General features: G+C 41.4%; 17 protein-coding genes and 1 tRNA gene. 7 read left to right on the top strand and 11 right to left on the bottom strand.

What is annotated here, in order from left to right; translation table 11 throughout:
- Positions 1-80 precede the first annotated feature (80 nt).
- The 3 genes from AC13CC_RS13890 to AC13CC_RS13880 all read left to right on the top strand — a co-directional run bounded on the left by AC13CC_RS13890 (position 81) and on the right by AC13CC_RS13880 (position 2,756).
- Positions 81-770, top strand: a complete 690-nt coding sequence (locus AC13CC_RS13890) for a Crp/Fnr family transcriptional regulator (protein ID WP_326276999.1) — start codon at positions 81-83, stop codon at positions 768-770.
- An 81-nt stretch (positions 771-851) separates the two neighbouring features.
- Entirely contained in the window at positions 852-1,760 is a 909-nt protein-coding gene (locus AC13CC_RS13885) for a universal stress protein (protein ID WP_482877637.1), read from the top strand.
- Between the two features lie 60 nt (positions 1,761-1,820).
- Entirely contained in the window at positions 1,821-2,756 is a 936-nt protein-coding gene (locus tag AC13CC_RS13880; RefSeq protein ID WP_482877636.1) for a threonine ammonia-lyase, read from the top strand.
- 1 nt (position 2,757) lies between these two features.
- Here AC13CC_RS13880 and AC13CC_RS13875 read toward each other — a convergent pair whose 3' ends face one another.
- The 3 genes from AC13CC_RS13875 to AC13CC_RS13865 form a co-directional block, all read right to left on the bottom strand.
- Positions 2,758-4,218, bottom strand: coding sequence for a sensor histidine kinase (locus tag AC13CC_RS13875; RefSeq protein WP_482877635.1), 1,461 nt, complete (start codon positions 4,216-4,218; stop codon positions 2,758-2,760).
- An 86-nt stretch (positions 4,219-4,304) separates the two neighbouring features.
- Entirely contained in the window at positions 4,305-4,694 is a 390-nt protein-coding gene (locus AC13CC_RS13870) for a response regulator (RefSeq protein WP_326276995.1), read from the bottom strand.
- Positions 4,695-5,236: 542 nt separating this feature from the next.
- Positions 5,237-5,318, bottom strand: a tRNA-Leu gene (locus tag AC13CC_RS13865).
- A gap of 97 nt (positions 5,319-5,415) precedes the next feature.
- Here AC13CC_RS13865 and AC13CC_RS13860 point away from each other — a divergent pair.
- The gene (locus AC13CC_RS13860) at positions 5,416-6,804 is read left to right on the top strand and encodes a dipeptidase (RefSeq protein WP_482877634.1); all 1,389 of its coding nucleotides are present in this window, start codon (positions 5,416-5,418) and stop codon (positions 6,802-6,804) included.
- Here AC13CC_RS13860 and AC13CC_RS13855 read toward each other — a convergent pair.
- Entirely contained in the window at positions 6,801-7,379 is a 579-nt protein-coding gene (locus AC13CC_RS13855; protein ID WP_326276993.1) for a PhnA domain-containing protein, read from the bottom strand. The genes AC13CC_RS13860 and AC13CC_RS13855 overlap by 4 nt on opposite strands.
- 135 nt (positions 7,380-7,514) lie before the next feature.
- On the opposite strand from AC13CC_RS13855, the gene AC13CC_RS13850 reads away from it, so the two are divergent.
- From AC13CC_RS13850 to AC13CC_RS13840, 3 genes are all read left to right on the top strand, one after another.
- A complete protein-coding gene (locus tag AC13CC_RS13850) occupies positions 7,515-7,880 on the top strand; it encodes a BlaI/MecI/CopY family transcriptional regulator (RefSeq protein WP_326276992.1) in 366 nt (121 codons plus the stop codon).
- Between the two features lie 2 nt (positions 7,881-7,882).
- Positions 7,883-9,931, top strand: a complete 2,049-nt coding sequence (locus tag AC13CC_RS13845; protein WP_482877633.1) for a M56 family metallopeptidase — start codon at positions 7,883-7,885, stop codon at positions 9,929-9,931.
- Between the two features lie 108 nt (positions 9,932-10,039).
- On the top strand, positions 10,040-11,140 hold the full coding sequence (locus AC13CC_RS13840; RefSeq protein WP_326276990.1) for a DUF4407 domain-containing protein: 1,101 nt from the start codon (positions 10,040-10,042) through the stop codon (positions 11,138-11,140).
- Between the two features lie 224 nt (positions 11,141-11,364).
- On the opposite strand, the gene AC13CC_RS13835 is transcribed toward AC13CC_RS13840, so the two are convergent.
- The 7 genes from AC13CC_RS13835 to hemW all read right to left on the bottom strand — a co-directional run bounded on the left by AC13CC_RS13835 (position 11,365) and on the right by hemW (position 16,841).
- Positions 11,365-13,134 carry a MutS-related protein gene (locus AC13CC_RS13835; protein ID WP_326276989.1) on the bottom strand — a complete coding sequence of 590 codons (1,770 nt, stop codon included), beginning with the start codon at positions 13,132-13,134 and terminating at the stop codon, positions 11,365-11,367.
- A 6-nt stretch (positions 13,135-13,140) separates the two neighbouring features.
- Positions 13,141-13,500: an MmcQ/YjbR family DNA-binding protein gene (locus tag AC13CC_RS13830; protein WP_326276988.1), complete on the bottom strand. Its 360-nt coding sequence runs from the start codon at positions 13,498-13,500 to the stop codon at positions 13,141-13,143.
- The gene (locus tag AC13CC_RS13825; RefSeq protein ID WP_293167131.1) at positions 13,497-13,898 is read right to left on the bottom strand and encodes a Dabb family protein; all 402 of its coding nucleotides are present in this window, start codon (positions 13,896-13,898) and stop codon (positions 13,497-13,499) included. Before AC13CC_RS13825 ends, AC13CC_RS13830 begins: the two co-directional genes overlap by 4 nt.
- 2 nt (positions 13,899-13,900) lie before the next feature.
- A complete protein-coding gene (locus tag AC13CC_RS13820) occupies positions 13,901-14,524 on the bottom strand; it encodes a DUF4230 domain-containing protein (protein ID WP_326276987.1) in 624 nt (207 codons plus the stop codon).
- Positions 14,517-14,876 carry a DUF4260 domain-containing protein gene (locus AC13CC_RS13815; protein WP_482877632.1) on the bottom strand — a complete coding sequence of 120 codons (360 nt, stop codon included), beginning with the start codon at positions 14,874-14,876 and terminating at the stop codon, positions 14,517-14,519. The genes AC13CC_RS13820 and AC13CC_RS13815 overlap by 8 nt, the downstream gene beginning before the upstream one ends.
- The gene (locus AC13CC_RS13810) at positions 14,873-15,625 is read right to left on the bottom strand and encodes a cyclase family protein (protein WP_482877631.1); all 753 of its coding nucleotides are present in this window, start codon (positions 15,623-15,625) and stop codon (positions 14,873-14,875) included. The genes AC13CC_RS13815 and AC13CC_RS13810 overlap by 4 nt, the downstream gene beginning before the upstream one ends.
- Positions 15,626-15,710: 85 nt before the next feature.
- Positions 15,711-16,841 (bottom strand): radical SAM family heme chaperone HemW, encoded by a 1,131-nt coding sequence (gene hemW / locus AC13CC_RS13805; RefSeq protein WP_482877630.1) that lies wholly within the window; start codon positions 16,839-16,841, stop codon positions 15,711-15,713.
- Position 16,842: the final 1 nt, after the last annotated feature.

Genomic DNA, 16,842 nt, shown 5'->3' with positions numbered 1-16,842 from the left:
TCTTCCTAAAAATATGATATTTATCAGTAATTCGTAAATGTTTAACCCTTAAGTTTGCCAAATCAGGTAAGCAAAACATTATGGAAAGTAGATGTGAAAATTGTATCATCCGACAGTTCAACTCGCTCCGTGCCATGAGCAAGGAGGAATTGAAACAAGTTTCCGATACCAAAACCACCAAGATCATAAAAAAGGGTGAATCTTTATTTGCGGAGGGTGATAAACTCAACGGGGTTTATTGTGTAAGGAACGGAGTATCCAAACTTTCCAAGTTGAGCGCCAACGGAAAAGATCAGATCGTGAAATTGGCCAGTAAGGGCGAAGTTCTGGGCCAACGCTCGGTGATTTCCCAAGAAATCACCAATCTTTCCGCTGTTGCTGTAAACGATATGGAGGTTTGTTTTATTCCAAAAGACGCTATCACAAATACACTCCAAAAGAACCCTAATTTTACTTTAGAGGTTTTGCGGCACATGGCCCACGATTTAAAGGAGGCCGACGATGTAATCGTCAATATTTCCCAAAAAACCGTAAAGCAACGCATGGCCGAGGCATTTCTGTACCTCCAGAACAATTTTGGCGAAGATACCGATGGTTTTTTGGCCCTTACTTTGTCCAGAGAGGACATTTCCAACGTGGTGGGCACTGCAACCGAATCCGCCATTAGAATCATTTCGGAATTCAAAAAGAAAGGTTTGATTCATACTTCTGGCAAAAAAATTGGAATTAAGGATGAACGTAAACTTTTGGAAGTGGTCGAGGGTTTTTAATTCACTTTCCAAAACCTAACAATTGTCATAGTATCCCCTAGCCCTTAGGTCTAATTTTATCGCATCGAAAATCTTAGTCAGATGCAAAAGATATTAATACCTACGGATTTTTCGGAAAACGCGTGGAACGCCATTGATTATGCCATGCAATTGTTCCGCAACAGGCGCTGTACTTTTTATTTGCTCAACACCTATACCCCTGTTATTCCCAGTAGCCGATTTATGGCAAAAATGATTGATGGGGTTCGGATTGTGGATGCAGTCCGGGAAAATTCTGAACGGGAATTGAACAAAACAGTGGAACGGATAAAAGCCAGATATGGCAACCCCAACCACAGTTTCGAGACCATTTCTTCTTTTAACCTATTGGTGGATGAGGTAAAAGATATTGTGGAAACTTTTGGCATACATATGGTAGTTACCGGTACAAAAGGGGCATCCGGAGTGGATGAGGTATTTATGGGAAGTAACACGGTACGGATTATAAAAAGCACTAAAAAATGTCCTGTTTTGGCCATTCCCCATCATTTTGAATATGTTACTCCTTCGGAGATTGCTTTTGCCACGGATTTTAATAGATTTTACACTACATCCGAACTATCACCACTATTGGAAATGGCAAAGATGTTCAAAGCCACCATTCGGATTGTGCATGTACAATATGGCATAAAGGCATTGACGGAACTACAACAGTTCAACCTTAACATGCTGCGGCGCTATCTGAACGATGTAGAGCACTATGTGCATACCGTTTCGGAACTCAATTCCGTTTCCCATACCTTGGAAACCTTTTCCAAGGAATTAGGCATTCATCTGTTGGCGATGCTCAATTACCAGCACAGCTATATGGAAAAAATGACTCGTGAGCCTATTATCAAAAGAACGGCATTCCATACCCAAATACCATTGTTGGTGATACCTGAACTGGGTATGGAGGGTATTTCGGCAAAAGCCAAGGAAGAAGAGGAAGAAGTGGAGTCGCGCAATTAATATCCCATTGTTATCTTTACCACGATTTAATTGCTACAAAAATCGGTACAAGGTAATTTTATGGACAAACAAGAACTAATCGACTGCCACGAACGGATAAAACCTTTTATCCACAATACGCCCGTTCTTACTTCCCGCCTCATTGACGAGATGGCGGGTGCCCATTTGTTTTTTAAGTGTGAAAACTTTCAGCGTATGGGTGCATTTAAAATGCGTGGGGCAGCCAATGCCATAATACAACTTACGGACGAACAAAAGAAGAACGGTGTAGTCACACATTCTTCGGGCAATTTTGCCCAAGCCTTGTCCCTTTCCGCACAAAGTTTAGGGGTTAAGGCATATATTGTGATGCCGAGATCGGCTCCCCAGGTAAAAAAAGAAGCGGTGAGGGGATACGGTGGGTTTTTGATTGAATGCGAACCCACCTTGGCGGCTAGGGAACATGAATCTGAACGGATTGTAAACGAGCATGGGGCTACTTTTATTCACCCTTCCAATGATGACCATGTGATTTTAGGACAGGGAACTGCCTGTAAAGAATTACTGGAACTACATCCGAACATTGATTACGTTATTGCCCCAGTAGGCGGTGGCGGTTTGATTGCAGGTTCAGCCCTTTCGGCGCATTATTTTGGAAACCATTGTAAAACCATTGGAGGCGAACCTTTTGAGGTGGATGATGCCTATCGTTCCCTACAAAGCGGAAAAATAGAAACCAATACCACCACAGACACTATTGCCGACGGTTTAAAAACGCAGTTGGGTGACCGAAACTTTCCCGTTATCCAGAAGCATGTGAAAGAAATTGTCCGCGTGTCCGAAGAAGAAATTATTGCATCCATGCGATTGATTTGGGTGCGACTCAAAATTGTATGCGAACCTTCCAGCGCCGTAGCCTTGGCTGCTGTTTTTAAAAGAAAGGGGGTACTCTCCAATAAAAAAGTAGGTATTATTATCTCTGGGGGCAATGTGGACTTGGAGCGTTTGCCCTTTTAGGTTACTGTATCTTGTTGGGAAGTGTTATGGTGAATGTACTCCCTGCCCCTTTCTCACTTTCTACCTCTATTTTCCCATCCATGGCTTCCACTTGGGTCTTTACCAAGTAAAGTCCAAAGCCTTTACCTTCGGTTGCTCCACTGAGCCTTCCATACATATCAAATATTTTTCGTTCCTTTTCGGGCGTGAGCTCCATTCCAATACCATTGTCGGTAAATTTTAATATTACCGTTTCCTTGGTTTGATAGGTAGATATATTTATTATGGCAGGAACACCATCCTTTGCGTAATGTATCGCATTAAGAATAAGGTTGTAAAAAATGTTTACCACATAGCTTTTGGCCCCGAACACGGTATCCGTTTGCGAAAAATCGGTTCGAATCGACGCCTTTTGCTTCATGACCTCCTCTGTTAACAACCCGTTCACATCTTTCATCACATCTTTGAGGCACACCTCTCTGAATTTTTTCTTGTCAGCAGACTTTAATGATAGGGAAAGGTGGAGGTCTTTAATGGTCTGATCAAGTGCCTCGGTTGTATGTTCAATCTTTTTAACAATGTCGTCGTTTATTTCATCTTTACCCCATTCATAAATTTTGGACAACATTAAAAGGTTGGATATGGGCCCTCGTAGATTGTGCGATATGATTCTAACAAAATTCTGAAGCTCTTGGTTTTGCTGTACTATTTGATGATTGGACAATACCTCTTTGGTCACATCTTGTGCAGTACCGGACATGTATTTTGGTTTGCCGTGCTCATCGTAATAAGCCCTACCCTTTTGGTGCACATAACGTATTTCTCCATTGCCCAAAACAATTCTATGGGTAATGTCGTGCATTTTGTTTTCCTCAATACTAGTTTGAACATCATCAATAAACGCTTGGCGGTCATCTGGATGGATAATTTCCGATAATGCATCAAAGGTTGCCTTAAATTTCCAAGGGTCTTGTTCAAAGATTCGAAACAATTGGTTGGACCAAACAATTTTGTCATCCTTCATATCCCAGCCCCAATGCCCAACATTCGCAACTTCTTGGGCTTCACGATACTTTCTTTCGCTTTCGAGCAAACGATTATTATTGTCCACTTCCTGCGTTATATCCTTTTGCCAAATACAACAACCGATAACCTTTCCCGAGCTGTTCATAAAAGGTTGAAACGAAAACTCATGCACCACTACTTCCCCATTTTGTTCAAAAGTGTGTTTAGAAGTGGTTGCGAACCGGTCAAAGGCCCGTTCGCATCCCTGTTCGCATGGTTTAAAAAAACTTACCGACCGATATACAGCTCTTAGATCCATACCCCGGTCGACTTTGTCCCACCCCTCACATTTGAGTCTTGTTTTAAACGATGGATTAAAAGCGGTCAGCCGATAGTTTAAATCCATCGCCCACACAGCGTCATCCCTATCCTCTACGATTTCAACCTTGTTATGAATAAGTGTCTGTTTCCTTTTCAAAAGTCAAAATTTAATCAGAATGGGCCGTTTAAAACTCAGGTCTTAAAAGGGAAACCAAATACTTTCTAGTTGTAGGGCACTAAAAACTATTTATTGGCGCTTTGTAGATAATCTTCCAAATGCTCAATTCTCAAAGGCTTTGTAATAAATTCCTTAACATATTTCTCATACTTCTTTGCTTCTTCTTTATCCGCATCGGACTCGGAAGAAGTTACCAAAAGTACTTCGTTGGTTACCGGAAAATCTTCTAGCATCATGAATTCCAAAAATTCGAAACCGCTCATCTCGGGCATGTTTATATCCAATAGTATGAGCGTCTTAGTTTGAGGATTATCTCTAAATCTAAGGTCATCTAATGCCAATTCGGGATTGGTAAAGCTCTTAACCCTATCTTCCATTCCCATTCTTCTGAAGTGAATCGCATTAACCGTATTCACTAGGTCTTCGTCATCGACCAAGTATATTTCCTTGTACATAGCGTAGTTGGTCTTTTACTTTGTTAGTTTTGGTTTGGTTTTGTTCTACTGTAAAAAATATTGACAAATATCAATATTCTGTATTTAAGTAGAACTAAAATCGGAAAACTTTATTATAAAAATAATTTACACGGATTGCTTATTGCGTTTTTTTAAAGCTTGACCTGGTTATTTTCCTCTCTTAAACGATTTCAATTTAGTAATATCCCCTCGTTTTAACAAAATCTTATGGATAATTTCAAAAATCAACTTTTGATTTTTGATTTTTATCATCATCCCAAATACATTAATCATGAGTAGCGTTTCTTGACCAGTGCGCAAATAAGCAGGTTAAAAGTAATATAAGTTACTCCCCATAATACAATCGTGCTTTAAATGATTTAGGGATACTATTTATCAATTCCGAAGGTTTTTTAAAACAGGAAAGGATCTGGCAAATTCTTGAATAATAACGCTTGAAAAGAATCTGATTTCAAAATGGGAAATACGTGACAGGATTTTTAACACAAAAAAAGCCCCTCAATTGCTGAAGAGCTTTTTTGTGCGGGTGAAGGGAGTCGAACCCCCACGCCTTGCGGCACTAGATCCTAAGTCTAGCGTGTCTACCAATTCCACCACACCCGCGAAATGGAGTGCAAATATAAATCAATTTTCCGATTTGCAAATCCACTGCCCCGAAAAACTTGTTTTTTGTACTTTTAGGGTCCTTTTTAATTCATATATGAAAGACATACATAATTACATCAGTACCAACAAGGACAGATTTATCAACGAGTTGATCGACCTCTTAAAAATCCCCTCTATTAGTGCCGATAAAGCATATTCCCAAGATGTTTTGGAAGCGGCCAAGGCCGTAAAAAAATCTTTGGACGAAGCAGGTTGCGAAAACACCGAAATTTGCGAAACTAATGGGTATCCCGTGGTTTATGGTGACAAAATCATAGACCCAAATCTGCCAACAGTATTGGTTTACGGCCATTACGATGTGCAACCCCCGGACCCTATAAATTTGTGGGATTCCCCCCCGTTCGAACCCGTGATCAAAAAAACGGAACTGCATCCCGATGGTGCCATTTTTGCCCGTGGGGCCTGCGATGACAAAGGCCAGTTTTTTATGCATGTAAAGGCAGTGGAGTTTATGATCAAAAACAATACGTTGCCCTGCAACGTAAAGTTCATGATCGAAGGCGAGGAAGAAGTAGGGAGTGATAATTTGGAAGATTTCCTAAAGGAGAACAGCGAAAAATTTAAAAATGACATTATCCTGATCTCCGACACAGGAATGATTTCCAACGATACTCCTTCCATAACAACAGGCCTACGCGGACTTAGTTATGTTGAAGTGGAAGTGACCGGAGCGAACAGGGACCTGCATTCTGGAATTTACGGAGGAGCCGCTCCGAACCCCATCAACGTACTTTCTAAAATGATTGCTGGATTGCATGACGAGAACAACCACATCACCATACCCGGTTTTTATGACAAGGTTGAGATCATATCCGATGAAGAACGGGCAGAAATGGCCAAAGCACCATTTGATTTGGAAGTCTATAAAAAATCATTGGACATTGATGATGTCCATGGTGAAAAGGGATATTCCACACCAGAACGTTTTGGAATACGACCAACCTTGGATGTGAACGGTATTTGGGGCGGTTACACAGGTGAGGGTGCAAAAACCGTAATTGCCAGTAAGGCCTACGCCAAAATTTCCATGCGATTGGTGCCCGATCAAGATTGGCACGAGATCACCGATCTGTTTACCAAGCATTTCAAATCCCTTGCCCCCAAGAGCGTAAAAGTAAAAGTGACTCCCCACCACGGAGGTCAAGCTTATGTTACCCCAATTGATAGTATTGGCTACCAAGCCGCTTCCAAGGCGATGGAAACAACCTTTGGAAAAACTCCTGTGCCACAACGAACCGGAGGGAGTATTCCAATTGTGGCCCTTTTTGAAAATGTTTTTGACAGTAAAACAATTCTTTTAGGATTTGGTTTGGACAGCGATGCCATCCACTCCCCCAACGAACATTTTGGGGTCTGGAACTTTTTAAAGGGCATTGAGACCATCCCTTACTTCTACAAATATTATACGGAGATGAAAGCTTAAATCTTTTTGACGTATTTGGTGATGATCACAATTTGTTGACCATCTACCTTGCCTTCAATATACTCGGCATTTTCGTGATCCAGGGAAATCCGTCGTACGGCGGTTCCCTGTTTTGCGACCATGCTGGAACCTTTCACTTTAAGATCCTTTACCAGCACAACGCTATCACCGTTCTCCAATATATTGCCGTTCACATCCCTATGGATGATTTTTTCACTTTCTTCTTCTCCTTCACCCGTAGCTTTGGCCCACTCCAATGTTTCATCTTCCAAATACATCATATCCAACAAATCTTGCGGCCATCCTTCAGACTTTAAACGGTTCAGCATTCGCCAAGCCACAACTTTAACCGCATCGTGCTCGCTCCACATGCTATCATTCATACAACGCCAATGATTGGCATCTGTGGTATCGGGATTTTCTATCTGACCAATGCAGAGGGAACACCCTAAAAGGCTACCATCCATACCACCAGTGGAAACCGGAGGAACTTCATACACCTGTAAGTTTTCTGTTGACCCGCATAGTTCGCAGGTATTTCCACTTCTGTTTTGTAAGTCCTCCAATAATCCCATGATATTCAAATTTGACGGCAAACTTAACATTTTAGGATATTAAAATGACTTCTTATAATCACAAACAAACTCTACATTTGTAGAATTAAAATTTTTATTCTATGTTTGTAGAGCAATAATTGTAAAAAATTGGAAATGCAGTTGTCAAAATCCGAAGAAGAGTTAATGAACATTGTTTGGAATTTAAATAAGGCCTATATGAAGGACATATTGGATGCCTACCCCGAACCCAAACCAGCGACCACTACTGTAGCAACCCTCTTAAAACGGGTAGCGGACAAAGGTTTTATAGCCTACAACAGTATAGGAAGAAGCAGGGAGTACTTTCCTTTGGTAAAGAAGAAGGATTATTTTTCCAAGCATGTGAACGGGCTCATTAAAAATTTCTTTAACGACAGTGCCAGTCAATTTGCTTCCTTTTTTGCCCAAGAGACGAATTTGAGCAAAACAGAGTTGGAAGAATTGAAGAAATTAATCGACAATGAAATTAAAAAGAAGTAAATATGTTAGTCTTCCTTTTAAAATCGACCACATGTCTCGCCATTTTCTGGGTCTTCTACAAAGTAGTGCTGGAAAGGGAAAGCATACATCATTTTAAACGATTCTTTCTTTTGGGAGCTCTTATCGCCTCCTTTTTGATTCCCAATATTGTCTTTGTTGAATATGTGGAGATAGCGCAAAATTCAGTTGCTCAAGACTTCCCAATTACCGATGAATTTTTAGAGGTTGGTACTGATCATTTAGTCGCCGAAGAGCATGGCTTTGACTGGGAAGTTTTGTTGTGGAGCGTTTATATACTTGGGGTTATTGCATTTGGATTCCGTTTTATGAGACATCTTACACAAATTTGGTCTCGTATCCGAAGGAATCCAAAGTTCAAGGAGAATTTCGTTACCAAGGTTCTTTTGCGACAATCACTTCCACCCCATACTTTTTTCAACTATATCTTTTTGAACCAACAGCAATTTGAGGAAAAAAACATTCCACAGGAAGTACTTGTACATGAGGAAACCCATGCGAAGCAGCGACATAGCCTGGATATTCTCTTTATTGAACTGGCCCAAGTCATATTTTGGTTCAATCCCATTATCTACTTATTTAAATCGTCCATTAAACTGAACCATGAATTTTTGGCGGATAGGGCCGTGATTGACAAGAACAACGATCATTCGCATTATCAAAACACAATCCTATCATACTTATCACATGATAGTTTTAATACACATCAGTCGACCGGCATTGCAAATGCCCTTAATTATTCATCAATCAAAAAACGTTTTACAGTCATGAAAACAAACACATCAAAAAAATCATTTCTATTCAGAAGTCTATTGCTTTTGCCACTTACGGCCTTATTGTTATTTGGGTTTAGCGAGCATCGTGAAATTGCAAGGGAAATTCCAACAGACCATATCATTACAATGGAGCTTTTAGGTATTGAAACTGTGCAAATTCAGGATGAGGTTATACATTTCAATGAAGTCGCTCAAGTTTTAAATCAGGAATACCTATCGACCTATAATTCTAAAAAAACCAAGGTTGAGATAAATGCTGTCCAACCTGTATATCTAAATACCATAAACGATTTGTCCAAAGAAATAAGAACCACTGGTATTGATTTGATCGAGATATTTGCCAATGAGGTCATAATGGAAGAAGGTCAGTTTAAAGAAAATGTTCCGATTACGCCAAGCACAACACTTTTGAATGCAAAACAAATGACAGTGGTTGGAATGGACGAGGGGCAAAAAGAATTTGCTGGGTCTTCTCCAGCTCCCATCTCTCAAAATGCTGACCAAAAAACCATCAACCCGATCAATATTAAAATCAACAAGAGCGGTCAGATATTGTTTCAAAAAGATTTGGTGCCCTTGAGTGATTTAAAAGAAACCCTTTTAAAAATAAACAATCATCTCTCTTTTGATGAACGTAAAAAAACACTGCGTTCAGTCATTCAGGTTGACCAAAACACCTCAAAAAATATTATTGATCAGGTAGATAAAATCCTCGCCGAGTACGGTTCTGCCACCATTACTATTGTAGGTCCAAAAGTGCTTCATCAAGAGAGCGCTACCCGAGAAGAAATGAAAAAGTACAACGCCTTGGCCAAAAAGTACAATGAAATGGACCGAAACCACATGTTCATTAAAAAGAAAGAGGTAATGCACCTAAAAACCATTTATGGCAAAATGTCCAAAAAACAGCGGGCAGATGCAGAACCTTTTCCCAATTTTCCACCGCCACCGCCAGCACCACCGGCTCCCGGAGCTACAAAACCTCCAATGCCTCCTTCAGCCATTACAAACGTAAAAGAAATAAAACCTGTGGCGCCACCCAGTCCACCAGCACCACCTAAGCCACCAAAACCCATTGAGCATATCAAAAAAATGGCGGCCAAGGGAGCAACCTTCACCTTGAACGGAAAAGAAATATCTAGTGAAAAAGCCCTCGAAGTGGTTCAAAAAAAACAATATGTAGCCATGCTTACCATGGGAGCCAATGAATCCAACCCCGTTGTTGAACTATCCACCGGAACCCAAAATCATCGATAACTAAGTTCGTGTTATGAAAATTGTTAAAAGCCCCTTAATTGGGGCTTTTTATGTAACAAATCCACAAAAGTTGCGTTCTAATACCCTATCAATCAAAGAGAACACCTTATGTTACAACGCTTTTTTATTTTCTGCTCGGGTGCGGACACCCAAATTTTAGAAACTTGTTCCAACGGGGAACGCAACAAATACGCAGGCATCGGTGCCACCGTATTTTTTACCGCTGTAATGGCATTTATAGCTTCTGGTTATGCGCTTTATACAGTTTTCGACAATATTTATACGGCCATTTTCTTTGGTTTGATTTGGGGACTGCTCATTTTCAATTTGGACAGATACATCGTTTCCACCATAAAAAAGAGGGACAATTTCAAAAGTGAACTGCTCCAGGCCGCACCACGGATTGTACTGGCATTGATCATTGCCGTAGTGATTTCCAAACCTTTGGAGATGAAGATTTTTGAAAAAGAGATCAACCAAGTGCTCTTGGAAGAGAAAAACGCCATGACCTTGGACAACAAGGAACAATTGGCGCTCCAGTACACCCCAAAGATTGAGAGCCTTAACCTAGACATTGCCAAGCTGAAGAATGAAATAGCGACCAAAGAAGCAGAAACCAATGCCCTTTACGATACTTACATTTCCGAAGCGGAAGGCACCGCTGGAACCGGTCTGTTGGGCAAGGGACCCGTGTACAAGGAAAAACGAGAAAAACACGATGCTGCATTGGCCGAACTCAATACCCTAAAAGAGGCCAATGCCGGGAAAATCGAAACCATTGAAGCGCAAATTGCAGCTTTGCAAACCGATTACGATACCGCTGTGGCCAATTCCCAGCCCATTATTGATGGGTTTGATGGATTGATGGCCCGCATCAATGCCCTGGGCAAATTGCCGTGGTTTCCATCCTTCTTTATCTTTTTATTGTTCTTGGCCATTGAAACAGCTCCCATTATTGCCAAGTTATTAGCTCCCAAAGGCGAGTATGATTACAAGTTTGAAGAACAAGAAAGTGTCGTAGCTACCTGGGTAACCCAAAAAGTGGAACAGCGTAAATTATTGTTGTCCACTGATGGCGAGATCAATCAGCAAATCTATGCCGATATCAAAAACGAAGAAGAACTTTACCGCTACAAAAAAGAAAAAGCAGAGGAATTGCTCCGATTGCAGGCAGATTCCTTCCACAATGTCCAAGTTAAAGGGCTTTGATATAAAACGGTTAGACCATAGACCACTTCGCTGAAAGAACCAAGAAACAAGATATGCCGGTAGTCAATTGACAAGCTCTTTGGTCTTTGTTTATGTTTCAAAAAAGAAAGCCATGTACCGTATTTTCAAAAGTAAGGCCAATAAACCAACTACCCCTTTAACGTATGTTGCTATTGGATTTACTAAGCGTTGTAAAAAGTTTTCTGGACACTAATGGTAAAAAATCAATCTACAATACCCATATTCTTTAGTAAGAAAGAGGCATTCATATTTTGGCAAACCCCTTCTTTGAATTTGTAATCGAAGAAGAGTTCCCCATTTATGATTTGGGCATCAAAATAACGGTTTTCCACCTCTGGAAGTTGGTCTGCGAGGGTACAAAGGCTTAAATCGTGGGTGGCCACCATTCCCGTGGACCCATTCCGTACCAAACGTTCCACAAATTTTTTGGAGCCTTCGGCCTTGTCCACGCTGTTGGTGCCCTTCAGGATTTCATCCAAAATCACAAAACAGTCGCCTTTTTTAAGCTCTTCCACAATGTATTTTAAGCGTTTGAGCTCGGCATAAAAATAAGAGGTCTCATCCGTCAGGGAATCCGAAGAACGCATACTGGTAAGCAAACGAACAGGATTGTACAGCACATCCCTCCCTTTTACGGGCAATCCCATGTTGGCCATCACTATTTGCAAAGCAACGGCTCGTAAAAAAGTGCTTTTCCCAGCCATATTGGCCCCTGTCACAATACAGAAACGGCCTTTTCCAATTTCAAAATCGTTCAAAACGTTCTTTTCAGGGTCTACCAAGGGGTGCCCCACTTCTTTCGCACTCAAAACGATATCCCCCTGCACTAAACTTGGATAGGTATGATCGGGATGATTAAAGGCATAAGTTCCCAAGGTGATGTAGGCATCAAATTGCGCAATGGCAGCAAACCACCCTGCCACATCGGCACCATATTTTTTGATCCAAGAGTCGACTTTAAAAGCATAAAACAGACTGTACAAACCAAGACCCTGACCAAAAAATGATACGATCAAGTTGAACTGCTGTTCCAACATCGTGGTACTTTGGGAGAAGCGTTTTAATATTTTAGAGGTCTTTTCTGCATTGACCTCCAATTTCTGCTGAATCTCTTGAAGCAATTCCGAGCTAAAAGTGTGTTCCTCCAATTCAGAAATCAATCGTTGATGCTGTTGAATGGTCTCTTGCGCCTCGGATACTTTGGCAGTAAACCCGATAATATTCTTGGCGTATCGACCCACGATTGCCAAGCCCGAAAAATACCAAAACAAGATCAGACTTTCTGGTACCATGCCCATAAAAGCCAAGCCAATCATTGCAATTGATAACACACTAAAAATAGGAGGAACGGTTCCCGCCCATTTAGGTATAAAAGATTGGTGGTTTTTCATCCAATCGGAGACCAAATCCGACGATATTTTGGGTTGGGTTTCCCCGGCCAGTGCCGAAAAATGTTGTCGCCACTCGGGCAGCTTGGCCAACTCTAGAATCGCCTCTTGTTTTTTGGCTATATCCTTTGGATATCCATCCAGCAAAAGGTCCGAAAACATTTCCCGCCCTTGTTGCAATTTGGTTCTATTGGCGTATTGATAAAAAGAACCCCTTCCAAATATATCCAAATCCTGTGCATACGGATGGTCGGGTCTTAAAAACTCCTTCCCATCTGGCAAATGGTGGAAACGACGGACCAAGATATCCAACTCCGTAGTGTTTATGGCAATGAGCCTCTGCAAATACTCCTTGTGTCGCTTTATATTGCTAAAACGCAGAACGAGATACAAAAACAGCACAACACCAAGGGGCAATAATGCAAAAAGCAAGGTGGTTCCCCATAGAAAATAAACTCCAAGGGCCAAACCCACAAAAACGGACAAACGTAAAGTGGCCAAAAGGCCCAATCGTTTTTTTACTTGCTGAAGTTCTTGCTGGTGCTTTTCTCGTTGGGATGTGTAAAAACGTTTTAAGTCCGTCATCTAATGTCAACCTAAATTTTTAAGCTCTTGCTGTAGCTTTTTGGTGAGACTGGATACCACCAGTTCGTAGGAATGGTCGACCAAGTCTTTGATCAATTGCGGTGGGAGTTGTTCCAAAAACAAAGTGTTCCAATGGGTTTTGCTCATGTGATAGCCCGGCGCAATGTTTCCGTCATATTCTTCACGGAGTTCTTCTGCCCTTTCCGGGTCGCACTTTAGGTTGCACTGCGCAGGAAGACGTTCCAAGGGAACCAAGGCAAACATTTTGCCCATAACCTTGAACACCAAGGTGCTGTCATCAAACGGAAATTCTTCAGTTACACCTTTTTTGGATATGCAAAGCTCCCTAAGTTCCTCTACATTCATTGTTCGATTCCCTGCGAGTCGTAAACGATCACTTTTTCCCATAGGTCCTCGCACTCCTCAATAAACACCAAGTGTGGAGGCTCTTCTTGATAGGCAGCCTGATCTTCGGCGGATTCAAAAGATAAAATCAAGGAATAGGTAAATGAATCATCCACTACATCGCGAATCGCCTTTGGCGGTTTACCTATAAATTTGGTTTTGGCGTACTTGGAATTGTTCAAAAATTTGGTCAAAGACGCTTCAAAAGTAGCTCGGTCGGCTTGGTTATCTGGGTTTTTAAACCAGAAATAAACCACATGTGCAAATGTGTGGTCAAAAGTAGTTTTGTTGGATTCTTGTGCATTGCTCATAACTGATATTGTACCTACCAGAAGTAGGGTCAAAATTTTGGTTTTCATATTCACTCTTTTATAGATTGTTTTTCTCTGTTTGATATTTCCAAGGCGGAATAATCCAATGTCCACCCAATGGTCTCTACGATTTTCTCCACGACCAAAACGGCCTGTAAAGCTTCATTTTTTGCGGTTTCCATAAGTCCGCTTTCTGGTATTTTCTGTTTTATGTGCTCCTTAGCCTCTTGGTTTAAATTCGTTAGGTCCGTGGGCGAAAAGCTGTTAAAAATACCATTTTTAATGTCATAAAATTGCAAGTCGGGCTCAATGGACAGTACTTCTGGCTCTGGAAAATGGCTCAAGATGATTTTCTTTTTATCATTGTCCGCTTTCATATCAAGTTTGTTCAGATCATACCCGATATGGGCCTTGGCCTTGATAACGATCAATGCCTTTTTCTTGCTTCGGAACAGACTCATAAAACTGTCCTTGGTATTCTCGTAGTGATAGATTTCGGCAAAATCACCTTCAACGGAAACCAGTTTGCACACGCTGCGTATCTTGTTCAAGATTACGGTGGATTGCTGCTCCGTTATTTCCTTGTTCCTTTTTTTTCGGAACACAGAGTACAACCAATACATGAGTATTGCTCCTAGTACAAGCCCCAGAAAAGTGTCGAAAATTTCACCCATTAGTATTACCTATTTCACCCAAATGGGTAAACTTGAATCCTCTGTCATATTTTAAGCCGTAGCCCAATATTCGATCGAAAGCCGAATGCGTAAACAAAATTACACCGATCAGCTGACATAAAGGTATTGAAAAGTAGACACCAGCAAGATAAATTAGTAGGGCAACTCCTTTATGATGGGACAAATTATAGAAAAAAGCTCCCGCTTTGTTTCCGAAAAGATACCCTAACATGCCAATGTCGGGCGTTAAAATAAGCACCAAAAACCACCACCAGGCATAATCCAACAAACTGAAAAAATAGATGCCCAATGCGAACATCATCAGCTCTTCAAGCTTTAATACCGTCTTCATTTTTCAAGAATTTTATACAAGACCGGCCTGCTGGGGCTGGCATCGTTCTCAAAAGGCGCCACTTGAAGGTTTAAAAAATAGGTGCCGTCCTCCACGGGATTGGGTACATAAATAAATTCTGTGATGGTCGCTTTTGTGCGGGGCTTACCGTTCATGTTCCAAAAGGCCTTGTGTGCCAAAAGTCCGCCCCCGTCCCTTTCCTTGTCCACCGATGGAAGGTCTATAAGCAAATGCTCAACCCCTTTTTTCACCAAATGTTTGGCCGCTGCCTCCGTTAAATAAGTTGGGTTGGTATCCGAATATTTTTTGGAACGCTTATACCCCAAATTGGGCATGGTCCTGATGACCACGGCCTGTCTTTTTTTGTTGCCCAGAGCGTATTTTATTTGCTTTTCGGATATGACGAAGTCCTCTCCCATCTGTTCGGGCGCCACGGTGATCAACTCGGCCAAAAAGAAAAACTTCTTCAGCTTTTTGTTGATGGAGTTGAACTCCTCCGATATATGTCCCAAACATTCCGTGTGTGTTACATGTGAATGTGGATTGAACCAAATATCATTGAAATTGGTGGATGCGCCTTCGGATACCTTGCCTATAAACCCATCTTGCTCGTGCGGGGCAATTTTTGGCGGGTCCAAATACCAGGCGTTCACATTGTTGTCGCCCCCTTTAAGCGGTATGGAAATATCGAGCGGTTTGGTTAAATCTATTCTGTAGTTTCGAGAGTTGTGTTTTATGGTTGCTATCAAATTCTATTCCTTTTTTAACTTCCCAGTGTTTTTTGGGATTCAATTCTACTTCATGGATTCCTGCCTTGGCAGGAGTGACAATTTACTACTTTAAATTAACCATAAAAAGGTCTGCGGCAATTCCATCGGTTAAAAACTTGCCTTTTTGGGTCGTGAGCAGTTTTCCATCTTCCAGAACCAGAAAATCTTGCTCCAGAAATTTAACCGCTTGTTGCTTGAGATACTTTTGGTAGTTTTCCCCAAATTCCGAGGCTATCCTATCCAAATCCACACCCCAAATAGTTCGCAAGCCAGTCATCACATATTCGTTGTACCTGTCCGTTTTGGAAAGGGTCTCAATTTCCAAGGGCAAAGTACCTTTGGTTATTTTTTTAATGTAGGTCGGATTGTTTCGAATATTCCAACCTCTGTGTTTTCCATCAAAAGAGTGTGCCGATGGCCCCACTCCCAGATATTTTTTGCCCAGCCAGTATGCTGTGTTGTTCTTGGAGAAGAAACCGGGCTTCCCAAAATTGGAAATCTCATAGTTCACAAAACCCTGAGCTTCCAACATATCCACCAAAATATGAAACTGTTCTTGAGCCTGTTCATCATCCACATCGGGGACAACGCCTTTTTCAATGAATTTCTTCAGGGCGGTTCGGGGCTCCACGGTCAAAGCATAGCTTGAAATATGGGGCAGGCCAAAATCCAATGCCTTTTGGATGTTCGATTTCCAACGTTTGTTATCCATTCCCGGGATTCCGTAGATCAAATCAATGGTGATGTTATCAAAATACCCAATGGCTTCTTGGATGCACTGTTCAGCTTCTCCTGCGTTGTGGGCACGGTTCATCAGCTTTAAATCTTCATCAAAAAAAGATTGAATGCCGATGCTAAGGCGGTTTACTGGACTGTTGGACAATTGGATGATTCGATTGCTGGTTAAGTCATCTGGGTTGGCCTCTAACGTAATTTCAGGCTCGTCAATTACATTGTAATGCTCATAAACCGTCTGAATCAATCTTTCAATTTCTTCATTGGAAAGAACCGATGGTGTTCCTCCTCCAAAATAGATGGTCTCAACGGCATCATCCACCTCCGATTTGCGCAAAACAAGTTCTTTGGCAATGGCATTGACCATGACCTCCTTTTTTTCCAGTTGGGTGGAAAAATGGAAATCACAATAATGGCAAGCTTGCTTGCAAAATGGAATGTGGATGTAAATTCCGCTCACT

It is taken from the genome of Flagellimonas sp. L-11 (assembly GCF_056857735.1).
This window is presented reverse-complemented; position numbering and strand designations above follow the sequence as displayed.